Below are 20504 nucleotides of genomic sequence, written 5' to 3'. Positions count from 1 at the left end.
TTTTGCCATCCTAAAAAATAAAGGTATTTATAGGTCAATCAGATAGTAATTTTTAACTGGAAATCTTGACGCTGTTTGCTGGCAAATATTCGGCGCTGATTAACAAGTTATCAGTTGATTATGACCTTGGCACATGCTTGGGCTTAAATTCCTCCTTATTGACAGAGCCTGTTAACAAGGCATTGAGCTTATATGCCTGATCAAGAAAGGACGAATAATCTCGGTTGATGGGCGGGCTATCCACTGCCGAATTGTTCTAATCCCTGAGCCTAATCTCATTAACTGATAGTCCGTCTGCGCCTATCGAAAATTAACGCAACAGAACCGTAATATCCATACCAGTTTATCATGCATAAAATGCATGTTATCCCATTTAGAAATACAAGGCTTTTAGAAAACTATTGCTCTACATTATTTTCTAGTATATAAGATAAGCGGCTTAGATAATCGTTTGTTATATCATGCGAAAAAATCTTGAATTAGGTGAGCTATAACTCATATCTGTGAACTTAAATTCTATTGAAAAACCGCAAGCATGATACTTTGTTAATTGTGAGTTTTAACATCATTAATAGAGGTATTACAAAAAGAATAATTTTTATCATTATTAAGTTAGATTAATTTTAACAGGGAGCTATTTATGAAAATGATTAAGGTTATAAAGGTTTTAATATTTTTTAGTATATTGCAAAACAATGCATTTGCTTTTAAGCCTACAGCAGAATTTGGGCATGTAGGTATTGTAAGAGATGCCATTAAAGGGTCGCTAGATTCACCAAATCCAATTGAACGAACAACTTCAAATGGCAATACTATAAAATTCTCTGATCGTGCGATAAAAGAAATAAGAGATTCGGATGCAGAAGTTGACCATTCAATTGACTTTTTAAATGCATCCGCACATTGTGATAATGAACTGTTAGAAAACTGTAGTGATCGCATATTACAGATAAAAAACTTTATTATTGCTAATCTAAAAAGTGATCAATCCCGCAATGGCCCCTTAGCGAGATATAATTTAGGTAGATTACTTCATACTTTACAAGATTTTTATTCTCATAGTAATTGGGTTGAAAAAACAAATGGTTCTGAACCAAATTCAAATTTAGGTAACTCTATAATTAACAGTGTTAGTGATACCACTACCACTTGTGAAGCTGATGGTGCATCTCTTATCACTACTGGACTTACCTCTGGTTATTTTCCCTTGAATGAGACAAATAAATGTGCACATGGATTCGAAGGTACTATTGGTAACGTAACAATATTTCTTGAAGGTATTCACAAAGATGATCCTTCACGAAATAAACATGGAGAAGCCCGTGAGGCAGCGGTAAAGGCAACTCGAAATCTTATTGAAGAAATTCTTGATGCAGAGGGAATTAAAGGTAATGATTTAGCTATTGCTGAGTTTATGGATGCGTATGGCACATTAGGTTTTGTGGTAGACGATACTGGTAGTATGGGAACTGAAATTTCTCAAGTCCAAAATATTGTTACCAATGTTCTTCAGTTGGCTCAATCAGACCCAGACATCAGTCCCACAAACTATCTTTTTGAGCGCTTTGGTGATCCTGATGTAGGTGAGCCACTTATTTCTAAGTCTGTTTCTGAGATACTTAATGCGGCTTTTTCTCTTTCACCTAATGGTGGCGGTGATTGCCCAGAACTTTCACAAACTGCTTTACTAAAAGCGATCAATGTTGCAGAGGTACGAGGTCAGTTGCACTTATTCTCTGATGCATCTGCTAAAGACTCTGAATTGAAGAACAAAGTAACAGCAGCAGCGCAGGATAAAGATATTAAAATTAATTATGAAATAACAGGCTCCTGCTCTCCAATTGATCCGGCCTATATTGAAGTTGCTCAAGCAACTGGAGGCCAAGTATTTTTTATCGCCCCAACAGAAGTTGATAAATTGTTTAACCTTATTAAGCCATCACTATATGGTGATCTCGAACCAATGCTTTTAGTCCGTGGTGTTCATGATGGAGCTGTTAAAGAATATACAATACCAGTAGATTCAAGCACAACAGGGTTAACCATATCAGTAACCTCCGATAGTTTAACTACTGCTAGTATTTTTCGACCAACAGGTGAAGAAGTTACTGCATCAGATTCAGATGCCTCAATAACTTCTCTGGCTACTGCAAAAATAATATCACTGACTAAACCCGCCACTGGAGAATGGAAATTGGCAGTTTCAGGTAACGGCGTTTTTTCAGTATCAATTTCAGGCAATAGCACAATTAGTCTAAATGATTTTGATTTTGTTGAAGAAACTGGTCGGCCTGGGCATACAGGGCTTTTTTCTATTAACGGACAACCTGTAAAGAATAAAACCCCTATTACAGCAAAAGCTTTTATCACCGGAGCTATAGATACAGCAACATTTGATTTACGCACTGAAGAAGGTGCTCTTATTAAAACGATAGCTCTTGATAGAGGAACAGGGGAAGTTGCAATTGATGAATTTGTCGGTAATTTTGTTTTGCCCAATGAGCGATTTCGTGTCTATGTCTCTGGAAAGGATGCTTTGGGAAATGCCTATATGCGTGTTTTCCCTAATGTGTATAAAGCTCAAAGTGTGAGCATTTCGCCTGAGTTGGCAAGTGCAGAGCTAACGGCTAACACTACGACTACAGTTAAGTTGACAATCACTAACTTTGGAACCGCTGATCAGTTTACAATTTCTGCAACGAACTCAATTGGTTTACCTCTATCAATTAACCCTACCATTGTTTCTTTAGGAGAAAATGAATCAAAAATTATTGAAGTTACTTTAACAGCACCTGACGTACAAGCTCTAAGTAAATTAAGTGGCGGCATATTAATTGTAGAAGCAAATAGTCAGTCAAACAGTGGGATTAATAACACTGCTGTGGTTGATTTAACTATTGGGACAAGTAATAACTTAACTGTTAACATTGATGTTAAACCGGGTAATAGTAATAATACTATAAACTTGAGCTCTGATGGGGTTGTAACTGTTGCAATTTTAAATACACAAATTGCTAAGGGAGATACAATTGATTTCGATCCTGCTTTGATCGATCAAAGCACACTAAACCTTTCTGGATCAGTAGCTCGGCAAAAAGGTAATAGTGGTCATATTGGCAATCTCGTAGATATTGATGGAGATGGGGATCAGGATCTAATTGTTCAATTTGAAACATCTGCTTTAGAATTGTCCGAAGAAAATACATTTGCTATATTGCAAGGGGTTTTACTTGATGGAACTAAAATTTCGGGCGAAGATTTTGTTTCAGTAGTGCCGTAGAATCAGTTAATCGTTTTTATCGAGAGTTTTTAATATAATATAAAAATAATTACTGCAATTAATGACATGAAATTGCAGTAATTTTTTTGTATAAGGAGATGCATGTTCTATCAAATATTTAAAAAAATATTTATTTATTTGTTTTTGACGTTAAATTTAATCGCGGCATTTTGCATACTATATGTTGGAAGTGATTTCTTTTCTACAAATTGGGGCAGAGGTCACATATGGGCGGTAATTTTTTTAGCTTTATTTCTATTAGTTAATTATTTTCTATATGGTTTAATAGTTAAAACGAAATATGTGGGGTTTATTGCGGTAACATTTATTTATTCTTTTATTGTTTATTTTTTATTATATATCGTTAAAATCCAAATTAGATAAACCGTGGCAGAAAAAACGGATCTTCCGGATTTCCCGTGGACACCACAACATTTTGCTTTTATTTCAGAATTTGCTCTTATTAATTCTTAAACTCTGTTTTCCTCTGCTTCTGTCAAGTTCAATCCGTGGTTCTGTTGCTTCGCAAAGGCTGCATCGGTTTCGGTAAGCTATGTGCTCAACCAACACCGCTTAAATTTACTCGTATGATCGGCTTCAAAGGACACCTCATCGAAAAAGACATCATTCTGACCGGTGTCCGTTGGTACCTAGCTTACAGAAATGGACCCAAAAAATTAGACAGTGGCTTAAGTGATAAAACTGCTCTATTGTGATCTCAACGCATGAGGAGAAACAATGAGCAAGAAAAGAAGAAATCACTCGTCAGAGTTTAAATCTAAAGTGGCGTTAGCGGCATTAAAAGGCGATAAAACGCTATCAGAGCTTGCCCAACAATTTGACGTGCATCCAAATCAGATTACTCAATGGAAGCAACAAGTCGTAGACAATGTCAGCCAACTCTTTGCCAAAGATTCATCCGGCAAAGCGCATGAAGAAAACCAGATCAAAGAGTTGCACGCCAAGATTGGCCAACTCACGGTAGAAAACGATTTTTTGTCCAAAGTGCTCGGTCGCTAGATCGGGCACAACGCAAAGAAAAAATTGATCCTCAGGCGGAGCTAGCTGTGACTCAACAATGCAAATTGCTGGCGTTGAACCGCTCCAGCGTCTATTGCCGGCCTGTCGATGTCTGCCATGAGGATCTGAGGCTGATGAAAGCCATCGATGAAATTCATCTGGAGCAGTCGTTCAGAGGGAGCCGGCGGATACGCGACGAACTGCTTGATCGAAAGGTTGTCGCTTATATCAACCGCAAGAAAGTCCAACGGCTGATACCCATAGGGCACAAGTGCGGAAGATGGGCTTGGTCGCGCTCTATCCGAAAAAGAAAACCAGCCTGCCTGGCAACGGCCATAAAGTCTATCCTTATCTGCTGAAAGGCTTGAGCATTAGCCGTCCTAATCAGGTTTGGGCAACCGATATCTGTTATATTCCGATGGCCAAAGGTTTTCTCTACTTGGTCGCGGTGATGGACTGGCATAGCCGTAAGGTCCTGAGCTGGCGCCTGTCGAATACTATGGACACCCGCTTTTGCCTGGAAGCCTTGGAGGAAGCGATTGAGCATTCCGGAACGCCTGAGATTTTCAATACGGACCAGGGCAGTCAATTCACCAGCGAGGTCTTCACCAGCAGACTCAAAGCCCATCAGATCCAGATTAGCATGGACGGCAAGGGCCGCTGGGTGTAAATCAGCGTTGAATATTTTCCACCAACCGGCATGGTAGTAATTTAATAAACCTATTAAATAACAATTACTTGAGTAGTGGTTTGGAAAAAATTGGACGCTCTTTTTATTAAGAAAGTGGCAAAATTTCAATGCCGATTGACAGCCTGAGAACATTTATCTCGCCAATTGACGACGAAGAGTGTCCGGCATAAGAGCCCTTGCTCTACGCTGCCGACAACTTGACAGTACCAGATAAAGGAATGAAAACATGAATGTGCCGTCCAACTTTGATGCCGACCTAGAAAAGCGCTTGTCCGACCGACTGATGGATGTTTTCATCCGAACCGGATTAATTCTCGTCATGGTCATACTGTGCTACGAGATTTTCCCCCCCTTTCTTTCCCTGATGGTGTGGGCTCTGATTCTGGCGGTAACCCTATATCCGGCCCATCAAAAGCTGGCAAACAAGATGGGCGCTAAGCAGGGACGTGCAGCTACGGTGATAGTGTTGGCTGGCATATTGCTGATCGTGGTGCCCACTACCGTGCTGGTCAACTCGATAGGCGATGCCGTTGATCATTTGATCAACGGCATAAGGAATAATACTTTGCAGATTCCCCCGCCATCTCAGGCGGTGGCGGAGTGGCCGGTTGTTGGCAAGAAGGTGTACGGTGTTTGGTCAAAAACCCATGCTGATCTGCCGTCTTTTGTGCAGAGCATGCAACCGAAAATCGGTGAGCTGTCGAAAAAGGCCTTGGCGATGGTTGCCAGCATAGGAGGTAGTCTCGCTATGTTCCTGTTCTCCTTCATCATCGCTGGAATCATGATGGCCTTCGGTGAGGCCGGCGCCCAGAATATGCGAGCTATTTTCGATCGCATTGTCGGCACCGCGCGAGGCGGAGAACTTATAACACTCTCTACATCGACCATTCGCGCAGTCGCCCTAGGGATCCTCGGGGTCGCTTCGATCCAGGCCATTATTATTGGACTATTATTGATCATCGCCGGTGTTCCTTTGGCAGGAGGATTGTCCCTGATTGCGCTGGTTCTGGGCATCGCGCAGATTCCGGCCATCATTGTTACCTTACCAGTAATTGGCTATATCTGGTCCAGTGGGGACTATACTACCGTGGCAGCTATCAGCTATACGATTCTACTGTTCATCGGCGGCTTGTCTGACAACGTCCTGAAACCGCTGATGCTGGGTCGCGGAGTCGATGCTCCAATGCCCGTGATACTGCTGGGTGCTCTGGGTGGAATGGCAACCAGCGGTATTCTAGGCATGTTCGTTGGAGCGACCTTGCTGACACTGGGCTATCAGATCTTCATGCAGTGGGTGGCTGCTAATCCCGACATAAAACAGGCGTAGTTAGGGGCGTGGTTCGCAGAAAAAAGATTCAGACGACACGCATCATGCAAGCAAAGCCACGAGGCACGCAGGGGACTGCCTTGCTGGGGGGGGGCATGCTGCTCAGCGCCTGCACAATCGTTGGGCCTGACTTCAAGCGGCCTGAGGTACCTTGGCTCGATGCTTGGTGCCTGGGTTTAAATTCCTCCTTACCGACAGAGCCTGCTTACAAGGCAGCGAACTGATGCACCTGATCAAGACAGGGCAGAAGATCTCAGCCGACGAACAGAGTTAACCGCCGAATAGTTCTATGCCTTAGTGGCCTGATTCCGCCAGCCAATGGCGCTTGTTTACACTCATAGAAAATTAATGCAACAGAACCAGCTTGGCCAGGTAGCATGAGAGCTATCATCCCTTCTGATAGGGCAAAGTCATTAATACTTGGTAATTGTAGAGCAGGAGGTATGTACCTCTAGCTATGAGCAGTTATAGGTTAGGCCATTCGATGCCAACGCGAAGTTGGAGTTAAGGCTGGCGCGTTTATGAAGGCAGAGGCGAAGCAGAGCAAATTGTTCAGCTTTTTATCTATAATGACGTAAGCGGAAGTACGCTTTATATATTGCGTGATTATGATGAGCTTTTATATGAAGAACCTCATCTGATTGAACGCTTTTTTAAGAGTCGACATTAAAGACGAGTATTTTTGCGGTTCGAAAAACTTGCCCGAAGATAGGGGCTTTATCAGACTGGTTTCTACCTCCATTTGGCTGAGGTCAAATATCGACAGAAACTAAAATAAATCAATAAAGAATAATGAAAATAAAAATCAGACTGGCAATGTTGCCACTCCTTGGACTGGGCAGCATCGCCTATGCGGATAGCTATGATCCCGCCACCAATCAGCTCACAATACCAACCATCACTGTTGAAGGCACCACCTACGAGAATGTGCTTATCAGAGTGGGTAATGTGCTCAGCTACAATGAGGATGTGGATCTCGCAGGGACGGAGGATTCGTATGACCCAGTCACTAACATCCTGACCATCCCCTACATCGTTGTTAATGAAATGGCTTATACCAACGTGAAGGTGACGGTTGCCCCCTGTGTCAGGATAACTGTCGCCTCTAATTTTCATTGATTGACTATTAGAGGTAATGAAATTGAAAAAGAAGACTTATTATACGAAAGCTTTTCGCCAACAGGCGTTGGAGAAAGTTTATAACCGGGGCGATCGTACCGTTCAAGCGATTGCCGATGACTTGAACATAAACAGCTGGACGTTGAAGAACTGGATGAAATTACCGAAAAACGTGGTTGAGGGCCAAGCCGACCTGATGACAAAACGACCTCAAGACTGGAATCAGAGCGAACGTTTTCAACTGATCCTGGATAGTCAGGGCAAGGCAGGGGAAACATTGCATGCCTGGTGCCGGGAACAAGGGATTTTTCCGCATCATTTACACGCCTGGCGTAAAGCCTTTGAAACCGGCACGTCGGAGACTGCCGTCAGTCGCGCTGACTGGCGAGAACTGCAAGTGAGCCATCAAGCGTTACAGCGGGAGCTGAAGCGCAAGGAAAAAGCCTTGGCGGAAGCGGCGGCCTTACTGGTTCTGCAAAAAAAGTATCAGGCGCTCTGGGAGGAAAAGGACGCATGATTTCCCTGTCAGAGCGCCAACAAATTGTGTCTTGGCTAGACGAAGCCCACGCCGCCGGAGCCCGTCGGCATCGAGCCTGCGACTTATTGGGGATCACCTTGCGCACATTGCAGCGCTGGCAGCAATCGGGTGAAGTCGCGGAAGACGGTCGTCGCGGCCGCCAGCTGATTCCCGCGAACAAACTCAGTGAGCAGGAGCGTCAGTCCGTGTTGTCGGTAGCCAATTCGGCCGAATTTGCCGCGCTGGCGCCCAGCCAGATCGTGCCGATTCTGGCCGAGCGGGGTCAGTATCTGGCTTCGGAATCGACCTTCTACCGGATCTTGCGCGAGGCGAAGCAACTTCAGCATCGCCAGGCCAGTCGGGCGGCCACCGACTGCCGCAAGCCGAAAGCCCTGAAGGCCACGGCGCCCAATCAGCTGTACAGCTGGGATATTACCTATCTGCCCACGGCCGTCAAAGGGGTATTCCTGTATCTTTATCTGTTTATGGATGTTTACAGCCGCAAGATTGTCGGTTGGCAGGTGTACGAACGCGAAAGCAGCGAATGGGCGGCGGACATTGTGCGGGATATCGTGCANCGGGAAGGCNTCCCCCGTCAGCAGGTGACCCTGCATTCTGACAACGGCGGCCCCATGAAGGGCGCCACGATGCTGGCGACCCTGCAGGCCTTGGGCATCCTGCCGTCGTTCTCGCGACCGGCGGTGAGCAATGATAATCCGTATTCGGAAGCCTTGTTCAAGACCCTCAAATATCGGCCGGACTATCCGGTCCACCCCTTTGCGGATTTGAATCAGGCCCGACGCTGGGTGGCTGGCTTTGTGGACTGGTATAACCATGAACATCGGCACAGCGCCATTCAGTTTGTCACGCCAGATCAGCGGCATAGCGGACAAGACTTCGCGATTTTGAAACAGCGAAAGGCGGCCTATCAAGCCGCCAAAAAGCGCCGTCCGGAACGCTGGCGGAGCAAAACACGAAATTGGGAGCCTGTACTTGAGGTCTATTTGAACCCTGACCAGAAGGACAAAAATATAATTCGGCAGGCGCTGAAAAAAGCGGCCTGATTTAACTGTTGAGGCGACAGTTATTTTGACAATTACCGGTTGGGCAGGTGCTCAGACTGACAAAATCGGTCAGCTACGATCCAGTCACCAATCAGCTCACAATATCAACCATCACCGTGGCAGGGAAAACCTATAGCAATGTCCTCATTACCGTGGGCGAAGTGCTCAGCTACAACACGGGTACTCCAGGCGCTGCACTTTCATACGATCCGGCTACCAATATCCTGACCCTCCCCCATATTACGGTTGATGGCATAACTTATTCCAATGTGAAGGTAACGGTTGGGGAAGTGCTCAGCGCCGATGAGCCGCCAGCCCCTCCTGAAACCATTAAAACGGCTACCGACTTTACCTCGGTTTTTTCAAATGAGTGGACATTCGCCGCGTTCAAATCCGACGGCAGCCTGTGGACATGGAGCTACGATAGCTTGGTGCCCAATCAGATCGGTACTGACTATGCCGCCATCGCTCTGGGGAACGGTCACAGCGTGGCACTCAAATCCGATGGCACGCTATGGGCATGGGGAAATAACGCTTATGGCCAACTGGGTGACGGCACAAGGACCAGTAGCGATGTGCCTAAGCGGAAAGGGAGGGGATTCACCAAGATTGCCGCAGCGAATGCTCAAACCCTAGCCCTTAAGGAAGACGGCAGCCTATGGGGGTGGGGACAAAACAGTTGCACTTTTCGGAATATCAAAGGCACGGATATCCTTACACCCAAGCAGATAGGCACGGGTTACACTGATATTGCGGCCGGAGGAAACTCCATGGTTGCCCTGAAATCCGACGGCAGCCTGTGGGCAGGAAAACTCGGCTGCGTTAATGGCTCCCTCACCGATAGCTTTGTGCCCAAGCAGATTGATACGGATCAGTACACCGCTGTTTCGACATCAGAGTTTAACTCCCTTGCTATCAAGTCCGACGGCAGTCTGTGGGCATGGGGCTACAATACTGAGGGCCAGCTCGGTGACGGCACCCTCATCCCAAGTTTTGTGCCCAAGCAAATAGGCACGGGGTTCACTAAGGTTGCGCAGGAGCCTCATCATACCGTCGCCCTTAAATCCGACGGCAGCGTATGGACATGGGGGGCGAACCGTAGCTTGGCGCCCACACAGATTGGAACAGGCTTTATCGACATTGCCGCAGCAGGGAATGTCACTCTGGCCGTTAAGTCCGATGGCAGTCTATGGTGGGCGCGAGGGGACAGTGCCCTTGGCCAATCTGAGGATGGCCCCACGGGTTACACAGCGTTTGTGAATAGCCAGGGCAGGAAGGGCAGCGGCCTGACAGGTTCCTGGTGTCATGTTCACGGTTGTTGGGTCTTTGACAGCGAAACCGGCAGCACAACAGGAAAGTACTATGATAACCTGAGTTCGGGATAAAAAAGGGAGCAGGTTCTTGTTATAAAAGAGAAAATAAGTTTTCGACGCTAACTTTCTCCGAACAAAAACCTGCCTTTATGAAATTAACACACTTATTCTGCGATGTGGACGATTTTTGCCAAACCTTTATAGCGGACTGGCAAAAAAATCAATTAACCCAAGGTAAGAAGAAACGCCATCGTCTCCATCGGATGAGTGATAGCGAGATGATCACGATTTTAGTGGCTTACCATCAAGCCGGTTTTCGAACCTTCAAATGGTTTTATCTGAGGCATGTGCAGCGCTATTGGCGAGCTGAGTTTCCTAATCTGCTAAGCTATAATCGCTTTATCGAGCTGATGCCAAAACTGTTGGCGCCGCTCACCGCCTTTATGGCCAGTCGCCGAGGCGCTTCGGCAGGTATTGCCTTTATTGATTCAACACCGCTGGGCGTGTGCGAGAATATCCGTATTCCCCGGCACAAAACCTTCACCCAGGAAGCCGGGCGCGGCAAATCGTCGACCGGCTGGTTTTATGGCTTCAAATTGCATCTGATCGTCAATGACCAGGGCGAGATTCTGTCATTTTGCATCACACCGGGCAATGTCGATGATCGCAAACCAGTCCCCGATCTGGTGAAATCATTGACGGGAAAGCTGTTTGGCGACCGGGGCTATATTTCCAGGAAGTTAACTGACTTATTGGCCCATCAGAATGTCACGCTGATTACTACGCTGAAGAAAAACATGAAGCCGCAAGTGATGGATGTGTTTGACAAATGTTTGCTGCGCAAGCGTAGCATCATTGAAACGATCAATGATCAACTCAAGAATATTGGCGATCTTGAACACTCGCGGCATCGTTCTTTGAGCAACTATTTGTCCAATATCATCGCTTGTCTGGTGGCCTATACCTATCAGGAGAAAAAGCCGGCTCTCAATTTGCGCGATGTCGATTGGTTGCCTTTTATTTCGAATGCTTAAACCGAACTGAGGTTATGATAGCTTACTTAATAGCGCTGTTTATGGCTATGAGAGCAAATACGCGGGGACATTAACGAAGACCATGACCTGGTCTGTCGATACGGCTGCCCAAACATTGACTTATCGCTTTACCTGGGCTGAGCAGATCAACAGCAGCAGTGACTATTCTCAAGCTATGAGCGAGCCAGAACAGACAGCCTCATTTCAATTCCAAAATGACGGCTCGGAGTTGGTTTTTGAGGGTGGAACGTACTACAGAAGATAACCTTCAGACTTAGACTGAAGGGATTGACGCAGACAGGCTTTTCAGGCTGAATCGCCTGCCTGCAACCTAGCTGATCGCTTTTCGGCTCAAATAACCATAAGCTGATGAATGAGAACTGCTCCTCACCCCAAAGAGAGGCACATGCTTCCCAAGATGGTCAATCACCATCCCAGACTTCACACCCATCGTCATCAAGAGCTTTTCAGGTTGAAGCGTAGGCTTATTGATTTTTAATCGCTTGTTTGTACTATTTGAATCGAGGGTTATAAAGCAAATGGGTATTGAATATTTACCGGTCAGTCGCATGAAAATTGGCAGCCGCAAATGGAAATATGGGATGCTGATTCATAGTTAAACATCGCATTTGAGTGCACAAATAATGCGCATCTTGAAAAAAACACTCAACTATTCATCATTACCCGCCAGAAAAATGACCTCTATCAGCTTTTTGCAGGTGGTACAGCCGATGATCCTGATTATGTCGAAGAATGGGCCGGAGCACCGTTTATCATCGAGTCCATGCTCAATGACATTGCTGAAATGGGCGAGCCGGAGAAGCCGCAGTTGCAGCTCATTAACTGCGCCAATGAACTGGCGCCAGCTGATCCCTCTGAGTCCAATGTCGGCGATGATCCAAACATGAAAGAAGAAGATTGCAGTTACCAGAAAATACTCGATGAGCTCACTGAATTGGCCAAGATGAGCAAGCACCTGCAAGTCACTAATGGCGGTAATGAACAGGCCCAGCCTGATCCATCTGTGCCCGACATCAGTTCGTATCCGCCCATGATGCAGGAGGTGTACCAGAAATCGCTGTGTCCCGGCACACGTCTCAACGATGAAGGCGAACTGATTGATGATCCGGGCGTCTGTCATCCCCGGCTGAACGATAAAAGCGAATGGGTCTGGATCAAGCATCCTACCGCCCCTACACCGATGTCGGCCTTTGACGATGCCATGAAATGCGCCGTCATGCTGGCCAATGGCCAGTCACCGGCCTCATTAAATGGCATCGCTTTCCAGCCCTGGCAGAATGCGCCAAAGACCCTGGCCGAGTGGGTGCATGTGGAAGGTCAGGCTGGAATTGATGAACCACCCCTGGTGCCCAAAAACGGCAAGCAACTGGCTGCCGGCGTGGTGATTGAGGAATCCGATGGTCGCTTTTGGCTCGTGGCGCCGACCAACGGCTTTGGGGGCTATAAGGCGACCTTTCCGAAAGGCCGGTTGGAGCCGGGCATGGGACCGCAGGCAACCGCCATCAAAGAGGCGTTTGAAGAAGCCGGGCTGCAGGTTGAAATTACCGGCCTGATCGGCGACTTCGAGCGCACGACCACGATCACCCGTTACTATACGGCCAGACGGGTTGGTGGTTTGCCGACGCAAATGGGTTGGGAATCGCAGGCGGTGATGCTGGTGCCGGAGTCGCAGCTATTGAAGGTGCTTAATCACGCCAATGATCACAAGGTGATTGAAATATTGGAAGAACTCAGCGGCAAAGGCTGAGTGATAGTCAAAGAACAAGGCAGACCGCCCATCCTGGCCGGCGGCACCGATCGCCTGGCGCCGCGCCGATACCGCTGTTTTTCTATCCGGACATCGAGCAGGCTGTGGCGTTTGCGACGGAAAGCTCGAAAACAACCGATGGCGCTGAAGTATGCCTCGATGCCTGCCCGTGTTTGTATAGCCGGCAGCTGTCGGGCTTTGAATGGCGAAAATAAGGCACAGGTGCTGTTTGCCGAGGGTGGCTCATTCGGTGGGGATGTCAGGGAGTCGGCGCCCCCCGAGCTGCCGATCTCCCCGAGCTCCTCCCCTGGCGCGCACTGATCGTCTGCATGGTTCAGGGGGGCGTGGTGACGACGTTCACGGTCACGCGGGCCGCGTGCGCGACCGAGGTCCCCGGAAACCCGATGATCCACAGCGTGTACGTGCCGGGCGCGACGGTGGGTGCGACACCGATGGTGAGCGTGAAAAAGAAGGACCCATTGGGCGGAAGGGAGCCGATGTCCTGGGGGAAGCCGGGCGCCGTGAAGCCGGCTGGCAGCGCCCCTCCGGTCGGCTGGGCAAAGATCCCGAGCTTCACGGCCTCTCCCGTGAACCCATTCAGCGAGTTCACCGTCACCGTCGCCAGGCCCTGTCCGCCCGGGGTGACGTTGATCGTAGGAAGGGGCGAGAAGGAGTAGTCCCTGACGAGGACGAGCTTAGCAACGAACCCATCGCTGGCGCCACCGCCGTACCTCGGCTGAGCGGCTCCCAGCTGGTCTGCGTTGCTCTGTGGGATCTCGCCCGCCAGATACACGTTGAACCCCGAGATGGACGGCGGAACGGCGAGGGCAGTCGCTACATCGGACGATCCAAAGGATTCGAAGGCCGAGTTTCGGAGGACCGTCGGGTCCTTGATCGGGCTTTCGGCGAAGGCCTTCAGGTCGTACCCGAGTACCCACAGAAAGGCATCAGGGCCGGTGATCCCCTCCGGGTCCGTATCGCGTGACCCCGCCACGTTGACGACCGGTCCGGAGAACGAGCCGCCGATACCCAGCGCGAGCACCCGGTCGAAGCCGCTGGCTCCCACGAAGCTCGCCTGGATCACGCTCGCCAGGCTGGAGTTGAGACGCGCCACGAAGCCGTCCGTGGCCCCTCCGAACGTCGGAAAGAGCCCTCCCAGCGTTCCCGGGAAGCTCGAGGCAGTGGTCTCTCCGCCGACGAACACGTCCGGCCCTGAAACGGCTATGGCATGCGCGATGTCCTGACCAAGCCCTCCGAGGTAGGTGGCCCGCACGTGCGTGGTCAAATCGCTGGTCAGGAGCGCCACGAAGGCGTCGGACTGGCCGTCGGGATAATGGATCTCCTGAGCGCCCCCTCCTGTCTTCGGAAAGTCCGTCGAGACGGTTTCCCCCGTCGCGTAGACGAACCCCGCCGAGACCGCGATGGCGTTGATGGAATCGGAGGAGCGGCCTCCCAGGTACGTCGCCTGCGTCAGGCTCTTCAGATCAGCGGAGAACGCGGCGATGAAGCCGTCGTCCGTGTTCTGGCCGACAGGGCGGATGACCGGGTCCCCGTTCAGCGGCTGAGCGCTGTCGAGAATCCCGACAAGATCGTGCGAGGCCGTCCGGCCCGCCACGAACACGGCATAGGCGCCCCCGAAAAGAGCCACGCTGCTGGCGGCGTCCTCGTCGGTCCCTCCGAAGTAGGTCGCCTGGGTCAACGTCTTCAAGTCTGAGGTAAGGAGCGCGGCGAACGCGTCCTTGCCTCCCGCGTTCTGCGGTCGGGCGCCTCCGGTCGTCCCCGGAAAGTCTGTCGATGTCGTCGAACCTGTGACGTAGATGCCGGCTTCCGAGACCGCGAGGCCGCTCACAGAGTCGTCGTCGGTCCCCCCCAGGTACGTCGCCTGGATGATCGTCTTCAAGTCCGAACTGAGGAGGGCAACGAAGCCGTCGCTCGGGCCCGCCAGGGCAGGTCGGGCTCCTCCCTCCGTCCCCGGGAAGTCTGTCGAGTCGGTGGTCCCCGCCACAAGCACGTTCGACGCCGAAGCGGCTGAGGCGGTGACGCGGTCCCCGCCTGATCCCCCGAGGAAGGTGTTTTGGATCAAGGGATCGATCACGAGCTCCTTCGTCCGATCGTACTGCCCCACTTCGAAGCGGTAGCTCGTTCCATCAACCGCATAGGCGATCTCCACAGGATGTGCGTGCCCCGCAACCGTTTGGTAGGCCTTCGGCCTGCTGAAGACGACCGTGCCGAGCCCCGTACCCACCTCGAGTTCGCCCTTGTCGTTCGCCCGGAGGAACGTCGCGCCAGAGATCCTCACTCCGATCTTCTCGGGCCTCGCGCCAGGCTTGACGTGGAAGAGTTTCTCGACGGTTGCGCCCGCCGCCCTCAGCTCGACCTCGATCCCCTCGTACACATCACCGAGGGTCACGCGACCGTAGGTCGGGACGTTCGTTCTCCAGGCGGACTTCTCACTCCCGATCAGATAGTTCACCTCGGTTGGTACCTTCTCTGCGCCTTCCACCAACGCAGCGGCGCCGCCGACGAAGGCCTCTTTCAGGGACCAACCCGTCGTCCCGGCCTTGCCGGACACCTTCGGGAGGTCGTACACGATCTCGCCGATCCGGGTGACATAAACAGTGCCGCCATCGACCCCCGCATAGAACCTCACCCGCTCGTCGGTCTGCCCCTGGTTCGTGATGAAGGGCACGCTCGGATGAATGAGCTTCCTGCTCACCTGCGGCGAGGGCGAGCCCGAAGTCTCTCGCGGCTCGCCGCCATGCTTGGGCCAGGCGAGCACGGTCGCCCCCTGGAAGGCCAGCAGCCCCAGGAAAAAGTACCATAAGCCCAGAAACCGGCCACGGGAGCCCGGCTTCCTGTTCCTTTGCCGCATTGAGTATTGCATGATTCCTCCTCCGGGCTCGGGCCTGTCCATGGCGCGCATCCTCCGTTTGGGCAGAATCTGAGCCTCGCAGAGTTTGAGTTTAGGAAAAATAAATGCTTTTTTTCTAGAATTTCTATGATCGGCTTCGCTGCATCAAGTTCCGATCAGGGCTGTTCAATGCGTGATGCCCTGATAGTTTAAGATGCCCTCCTGGTTAATGGCGTTGTCATAGAGCCATCTGTGCCGGTCCAGGGTGAAGAATCAGGTGCGGTAGATTTGGGCCAATTTTCGCAGGATGATTGTCATGAACGGTAAGTTTTTTGTACATTCTGGCTAAACCTCTAAAGATTGCCCTGATCCAGTCGTGATACAAGGATAAATGTTAAGTTAACTCATCCGCTGCCCGAATCCCGGCCTTTCTTGATAAAGCCGGTTTCATCGATCACCAGCACGGACCCTGCATAAAATCTCCGATGAGCTATGTTTGGGCTTTAAAACCGTGGCCAATCACGGCACACTGATCAAAAGCAAGCTCAAGGTATCGACAACGGCAGAGTTGGCGCATATCGCCATGGTGCTGGATGTCATGAAAGGCTGATCTGATGAGATAAGGAATTATCCCCATTGATATCAGGAAATTTGCCCGATGCTTTTCAATTGAATTTATCAATACTATGCCATTTTTAACAAAGCATAGTATTGATATGAAGTTTACACCCGCAGCATTAATCGCTTTTCTGTTATTTCCTGTATTGTCCCTAGCCCATGGCCCGACACCGCAAAAAGCTAAAGAGAGCATAGTCATCAATGCCTCGGTCGATACGGTCTGGAATGCCATAAAACAATTTGACGGCATCTCGGGCTGGCATCCTGACGTCAAGGAAAGCACAGGCGACGACAGGCATGAGTCCGGCGGCAGGCGTACAATTACACTGCAAAACGGCGGCCAGCTAGTGGAAGAACTGGATTTCTACAGCGACAATGATCACGAATACAGCTATCGCCTTAAAACCGAAAATGTTCAGGCGTTTCCGACCAGTTCCTACTCCATCGGGATCCAGGTAGCTGCCGGGGAAACGGCCGACAGTAGCGTGGTCACCTTGAAAAGCCGCTTCTACCGCGGCGATACCGGCAATACGCCGCCCGAAAAACTTAATGACGAAGCGGCTGTCAAGGCGATGAACGAGTTTTTCAAAAACGGCCTGAGCGGCCTTAAGCGAAAGCTGGAAAAGTAAGCCTTTCAGATTTAACGCCAAGCATAGGCAAACGGATCGGCTGTCACGATCTAAGCCGATGGACAGTCAACCCCGGGAGAGGCGCAACAACCTCTCCCGCAATAGCTTCAATGACAGTAAAACACGATGCCACATACGGGTAAATTTATCTGTCTGCCAGCACGGCCAATAGATCACCATACCCTGCAACGACACGAATTTATTCGCATCTATACAGAACCCGATTCAAATCAGTTAATGAACAGATTTTAACTGTTAATTTCGGTTTGTTCTGAAATATGCTTATTACTGATAACACATGTAGGAATATTGTCGCTTTCAGGCGCTTTTCCCATTGCCTTATCAGTGCAATGCGATTATTTTCATCAATTCGACATCCAAGCCGAGACATATTCGCCTACCTAATGCTTGTTATGTTTCTTCACTGCCAAATGCGGTCAGTCCTTGCCGCCTTTATGCTGGCCTTCACTCCGCTGCTGGTTCATGCAGCGCCGCCCCCGCATGCCGACAGCCAGGGCATCAGACAGCCGGCGATGCCGTCCGCGGATGCCGCTGATAAAACGCATCTGCTTGAAACCCTCAACCAGCTTGACTCGCAGCTTCACAACCTCCTCAATAGCGCCGTTTCGGCCTTGAGGCAGAGTATTGATACCGCCCCACCGTTCCTGATCAAGGAGCGCCGCGCACGCATCGAACGGCTGGAAAAGCTGCTGCGCAATGCTGATACAGATTTGGCAGAGCAGTTTCGGCGCGTCATGGAAGCTTACCGGGTCGAGCTCGATTACGCGAAGACCGTCGAGGCTTATCGGGACATGCTCCGGATCGGCCAAGAGGAACGCCTGGTGGACTTTCTCAGCATCGGCCGTCTCGCGCTCTATTACCAGACGCTGGACGGCTACGAATCGGGCATCTGGCTCGACGGCCCGCAGCAATGGCGGCGGCTTTCCGGGGAGGAAAACGAAGCCATCACCCAGGGGCTGCGCACGGCCCGCAAACTGGATCCGCCCCAATTGATCGTCTTGCCGCTTCCTGGCAGCAAGCCTGGCATGACTGCTCAGGCCGACCAGATCGTTCCTGCCTCACCGGCAAAGGCCGGAAACGGAAAACTGGCGCCAGACTCGTCAGCGGCGGCGGATGCCCGATTGACGGCAGCACTGGCGGCCAAAGAGGGCTTATTCATGAACATCAGAGAAAGCGCGGCGCAGCTCAAACCCTATTACCAGCAGTCTTTGCCAACGGGTGACGCCGATAGCCAACGGAAACTGATCAGCCGGCTCGCCGATGACCGCCATATCCCTGTCACAGACGAGCTGGCACAGCTGTTCGCCAGCCTTAAGGCGCAGCTCGACGTCTCAGGACGCATCTCGACCTTCCGGGCTCCGGTTTACGCTCCCAACGGACAGGCGGCCGAGAAAGAAGTGCTGCGGCTCGGCAGCTTCAGCTTTATCGCCGATGGGCGTTATCTGGTGTATGCGCCCGAAGTGGACAGGCTGACCGAACTGCCTCGGCAGCCGGCCTCACACCTGCTTGATCTGGCGCTGGATTTTCCGAAGACGGATCCGGACGCGCTGGCGCCTGTGGCAATCGACCCCTCCGCAGGCCAGACCCTGCAGTTATTGGTGCAGGTCCCAAATCTGCGCGAGCGCATCGACCAGGGCGGCGTGGTCGGCTATCTGATCCTGGCGCTGGCTGCGTTTGCCTATGCGCTCAGCGGCTACCGCTATGTGGAGCTGACCCTGGCCGAAAAACGCATGCGCAGACAGCTGCAGTCATCCGAGTTCCGGCTGGACAATCCGCTGGGGCGCGTGCTCGCCCGGCTTGACGGCACCACGATGAACGACGAGGAGGCGCTCTACCTGACCGTCGAGGAAGCCTTGACCGGCGAGCAGACCCATCTGGGGCGGGCGCTGGCCTTCCTGAAACTGGTGGCCGCCATTGCGCCTATGCTGGGCCTGCTCGGCACAGTGACCGGCATGATCAAAACCTTCCAGGCGATCGCCCTGCATGGCTCGGGTGACCCGAAACTGATGTCGGGCGGCATTTCGGAAGCGCTGGTCACCACCGTCGAGGGGCTGGTGACCGCCATTCCGATTCTGCTCTTGCACAGTCTGCTGGCCAGCAAGAGCCAGTCGCTGGGCAGTCTGCTGGAGGCGCATGTCGCCGCCACACTGGCGCAACGGTTCGAGCGTCGGCATGCGGCCATGATGGCGGAAAGTCCCCGCAAAGTTCTGGTAAACCGGAAGGATGATGAAAGATGAATGGGCGAACCTTCGAGGCCTTCATGATCTTCCTGCAACAGTCCGAGCAGCACATCGAGGAGCTGATGGCGCTGGGCGGGCCGGTGATGTGGCCGTTGGTAGCCGTCTCCGTATGGCTGTGGATGCTGATTCTGGAACGCTACTGGTTTTTGCTCCATAACTTTCCGGCGCTTGTCAAACGCGGCGTGCCGGTCCTGCGCTCTTATGCCGAAATGGAGATCAAACAGGCTGAAATGGCCCTGGCGCTGCGCCGTCATCTGCGCCTGATCAAGACCCTCTCCGGCATTTTGCCGATGCTGGGTTTGCTGGGCACGGTAACCGGCATCGTCGCAACCTTCGATCTGATCCGCATATTCGGGAGCGCCGAAACGCGTATCGTCGCACACGGCGTTTCGCAGGCCTTGATCACCACTTTGGCGGGGCTGGTGATGGGGCTATTCGGCGTGGGCGTGGGCTATGATCTCAACCGGCGCGCGCGGGCCGGACAGCGTCGCTTTGCCGAGTACCTGAGGCGGTCATGAAAAGACGGAGCCTATTCAACCGCCGCCTCGATGGCGAAGAAGACAGCTCCGATGCGATCAACCTGACGCCGCTCATCGACATGGTGTTCATCCTGCTGATATTTTTCCTGGTGACGACCTCCTTTATCCACGAATCGACGGTGGCGGTGCGGCGTCCGAAAGCCGCGACGGCCACGCCCGCGCAGAATGCCGAAGTGGTCGTCACGATCGCCGCGGACGAGCAGATTTGGCTGAACAATGCCGCCGTGGATATTCGCCTGCTGCGCGCCCGCATTGAGCAACTGGGCCTGGCAGGCCCGACCCGGTCAGCTATTATTCTAGCCGATACCCAGGCCAGTACTGGACTGCTGGTCAAGGTGATGGACCAACTGCGTCTGGCCGGTTTCACGAACATCTCAGTAGCGGCCAGCACGGCCTCGGACCCGCCGTGAACAACACGGAGGAGGCCGGTAGGCCGAACCATTCGGTCCGCATCCTAGCCGGGGCTTTTGCTG

At 51.2% G+C, this 20504-nt stretch carries 15 protein-coding genes and 2 pseudogenes; 16 read left to right on the top strand and 1 reads right to left on the bottom strand.

Features of this window, described 5'->3' with window-relative positions; translation table 11 throughout:
• Positions 1-640 precede the first annotated feature (640 nt).
• The 11 genes and pseudogenes from METLU_RS0112705 to METLU_RS0112645 all read left to right on the top strand — a co-directional run bounded on the left by METLU_RS0112705 (position 641) and on the right by METLU_RS0112645 (position 13454).
• Entirely contained in the window at positions 641-3280 is a 2640-nt protein-coding gene (locus METLU_RS0112705; protein ID WP_027158539.1) for a vWA domain-containing protein, read from the top strand.
• Between the two features lie 738 nt (positions 3281-4018).
• A complete protein-coding gene (locus tag METLU_RS0112695) occupies positions 4019-4300 on the top strand; it encodes an IS3 family transposase (protein WP_027158537.1) in 282 nt (93 codons plus the stop codon).
• Positions 4301-4347: 47 nt separating this feature from the next.
• The gene (locus tag METLU_RS27935; RefSeq protein WP_155920550.1) at positions 4348-4659 is read left to right on the top strand and encodes an IS3 family transposase; all 312 of its coding nucleotides are present in this window, start codon (positions 4348-4350) and stop codon (positions 4657-4659) included.
• The gene (locus METLU_RS25300; RefSeq protein WP_051299904.1) at positions 4581-4970 is read left to right on the top strand and encodes an IS3 family transposase; all 390 of its coding nucleotides are present in this window, start codon (positions 4581-4583) and stop codon (positions 4968-4970) included. Before METLU_RS27935 ends, METLU_RS25300 begins: the two co-directional genes overlap by 79 nt.
• A gap of 247 nt (positions 4971-5217) precedes the next feature.
• On the top strand, positions 5218-6318 hold the full coding sequence (locus tag METLU_RS0112685) for an AI-2E family transporter (protein ID WP_027158536.1): 1101 nt from the start codon (positions 5218-5220) through the stop codon (positions 6316-6318).
• 792 nt (positions 6319-7110) lie between these two features.
• Entirely contained in the window at positions 7111-7437 is a 327-nt protein-coding gene (locus METLU_RS0112675; RefSeq protein ID WP_027158534.1) for a hypothetical protein, read from the top strand.
• Positions 7438-7453: 16 nt separating this feature from the next.
• Positions 7454-9018 (top strand): annotated as a pseudogene (locus METLU_RS0112665) (IS3 family transposase).
• Between the two features lie 161 nt (positions 9019-9179).
• Positions 9180-10403, top strand: a complete 1224-nt coding sequence (locus METLU_RS26760; RefSeq protein ID WP_196806540.1) for an RCC1 domain-containing protein — start codon at positions 9180-9182, stop codon at positions 10401-10403.
• A gap of 77 nt (positions 10404-10480) precedes the next feature.
• On the top strand, positions 10481-11365 hold the full coding sequence (locus METLU_RS0112655) for an IS982 family transposase (RefSeq protein WP_027156585.1): 885 nt from the start codon (positions 10481-10483) through the stop codon (positions 11363-11365).
• Positions 11366-12149: 784 nt separating this feature from the next.
• Complete coding sequence (locus tag METLU_RS28675; protein WP_231383603.1) at positions 12150-13133, top strand: NUDIX hydrolase; 984 nt, start codon at positions 12150-12152, stop codon at positions 13131-13133.
• Entirely contained in the window at positions 13134-13454 is a 321-nt protein-coding gene (locus METLU_RS0112645) for a hypothetical protein (RefSeq protein ID WP_027158531.1), read from the top strand. It begins immediately after the preceding gene.
• Between the two features lie 13 nt (positions 13455-13467).
• On the opposite strand, the gene METLU_RS0112640 is transcribed toward METLU_RS0112645, so the two are convergent.
• Positions 13468-16017 carry a DUF7948 domain-containing protein gene (locus METLU_RS0112640; protein ID WP_155920549.1) on the bottom strand — a complete coding sequence of 850 codons (2550 nt, stop codon included), beginning with the start codon at positions 16015-16017 and terminating at the stop codon, positions 13468-13470.
• 433 nt (positions 16018-16450) lie between these two features.
• On the opposite strand from METLU_RS0112640, the pseudogene METLU_RS27345 reads away from it, so the two are divergent.
• From METLU_RS27345 to METLU_RS0112615, 5 genes and pseudogenes are all read left to right on the top strand, one after another.
• A pseudogene (locus tag METLU_RS27345) lies at positions 16451-16594 on the top strand (DNA-binding response regulator); the annotation flags it as partial.
• A gap of 106 nt (positions 16595-16700) precedes the next feature.
• Positions 16701-17231 (top strand): SRPBCC family protein, encoded by a 531-nt coding sequence (locus tag METLU_RS0112630; RefSeq protein ID WP_027158529.1) that lies wholly within the window; start codon positions 16701-16703, stop codon positions 17229-17231.
• Positions 17232-17686: 455 nt separating this feature from the next.
• Positions 17687-19489, top strand: coding sequence for a DUF3450 family protein (locus METLU_RS28385; protein ID WP_231383602.1), 1803 nt, complete (start codon positions 17687-17689; stop codon positions 19487-19489).
• Positions 19486-20010: a MotA/TolQ/ExbB proton channel family protein gene (locus METLU_RS0112620; RefSeq protein ID WP_051299903.1), complete on the top strand. Its 525-nt coding sequence runs from the start codon at positions 19486-19488 to the stop codon at positions 20008-20010. Before METLU_RS28385 ends, METLU_RS0112620 begins: the two co-directional genes overlap by 4 nt.
• Positions 20007-20441 carry an ExbD/TolR family protein gene (locus tag METLU_RS0112615; RefSeq protein ID WP_027158527.1) on the top strand — a complete coding sequence of 145 codons (435 nt, stop codon included), beginning with the start codon at positions 20007-20009 and terminating at the stop codon, positions 20439-20441. Before METLU_RS0112620 ends, METLU_RS0112615 begins: the two co-directional genes overlap by 4 nt.
• Positions 20442-20504 lie beyond the last annotated feature (63 nt).

The organism is Methylobacter luteus IMV-B-3098 (assembly GCF_000427625.1).
GTDB classification, from domain to species: domain Bacteria; phylum Pseudomonadota; class Gammaproteobacteria; order Methylococcales; family Methylomonadaceae; genus Methylobacter; species Methylobacter luteus.
The sequence above is the reverse complement of the archived record's forward strand: the minus strand, read 5'-3'. Positions and strand labels throughout refer to the sequence as shown.

Bases quoted from the DNA above. Each gene is read 5' to 3' on its own strand.
- METLU_RS0112630 (WP_027158529.1), top strand. From the start codon at position 16,701: ATGAAGTTTACACCCGCAGCATTAATCGCTTTTCTGTTATTTCCTGTA.
- METLU_RS0112620 (WP_051299903.1), top strand. From the start codon at position 19,486: ATGAATGGGCGAACCTTCGAGGCCTTCATGATCTTCCTGCAACAGTCC.
- METLU_RS28385 (WP_231383602.1), top strand. From the start codon at position 17,687: ATGCTGGCCTTCACTCCGCTGCTGGTTCATGCAGCGCCGCCCCCGCAT.
- METLU_RS0112695 (WP_027158537.1), top strand. From the start codon at position 4,019: ATGAGCAAGAAAAGAAGAAATCACTCGTCAGAGTTTAAATCTAAAGTG.
- METLU_RS0112675 (WP_027158534.1), top strand. From the start codon at position 7,111: ATGAAAATAAAAATCAGACTGGCAATGTTGCCACTCCTTGGACTGGGC.
- METLU_RS0112655 (WP_027156585.1), top strand. From the start codon at position 10,481: ATGAAATTAACACACTTATTCTGCGATGTGGACGATTTTTGCCAAACC.
- METLU_RS0112685 (WP_027158536.1), top strand. From the start codon at position 5,218: ATGAATGTGCCGTCCAACTTTGATGCCGACCTAGAAAAGCGCTTGTCC.
- METLU_RS0112640 (WP_155920549.1), bottom strand. From the start codon at position 16,017: ATGCAATACTCAATGCGGCAAAGGAACAGGAAGCCGGGCTCCCGTGGC.
- METLU_RS25300 (WP_051299904.1), top strand. From the start codon at position 4,581: ATGGGCTTGGTCGCGCTCTATCCGAAAAAGAAAACCAGCCTGCCTGGC.
- METLU_RS28675 (WP_231383603.1), top strand. From the start codon at position 12,150: ATGCTCAATGACATTGCTGAAATGGGCGAGCCGGAGAAGCCGCAGTTG.
- METLU_RS0112705 (WP_027158539.1), top strand. From the start codon at position 641: ATGAAAATGATTAAGGTTATAAAGGTTTTAATATTTTTTAGTATATTG.
- METLU_RS0112615 (WP_027158527.1), top strand. From the start codon at position 20,007: ATGAAAAGACGGAGCCTATTCAACCGCCGCCTCGATGGCGAAGAAGAC.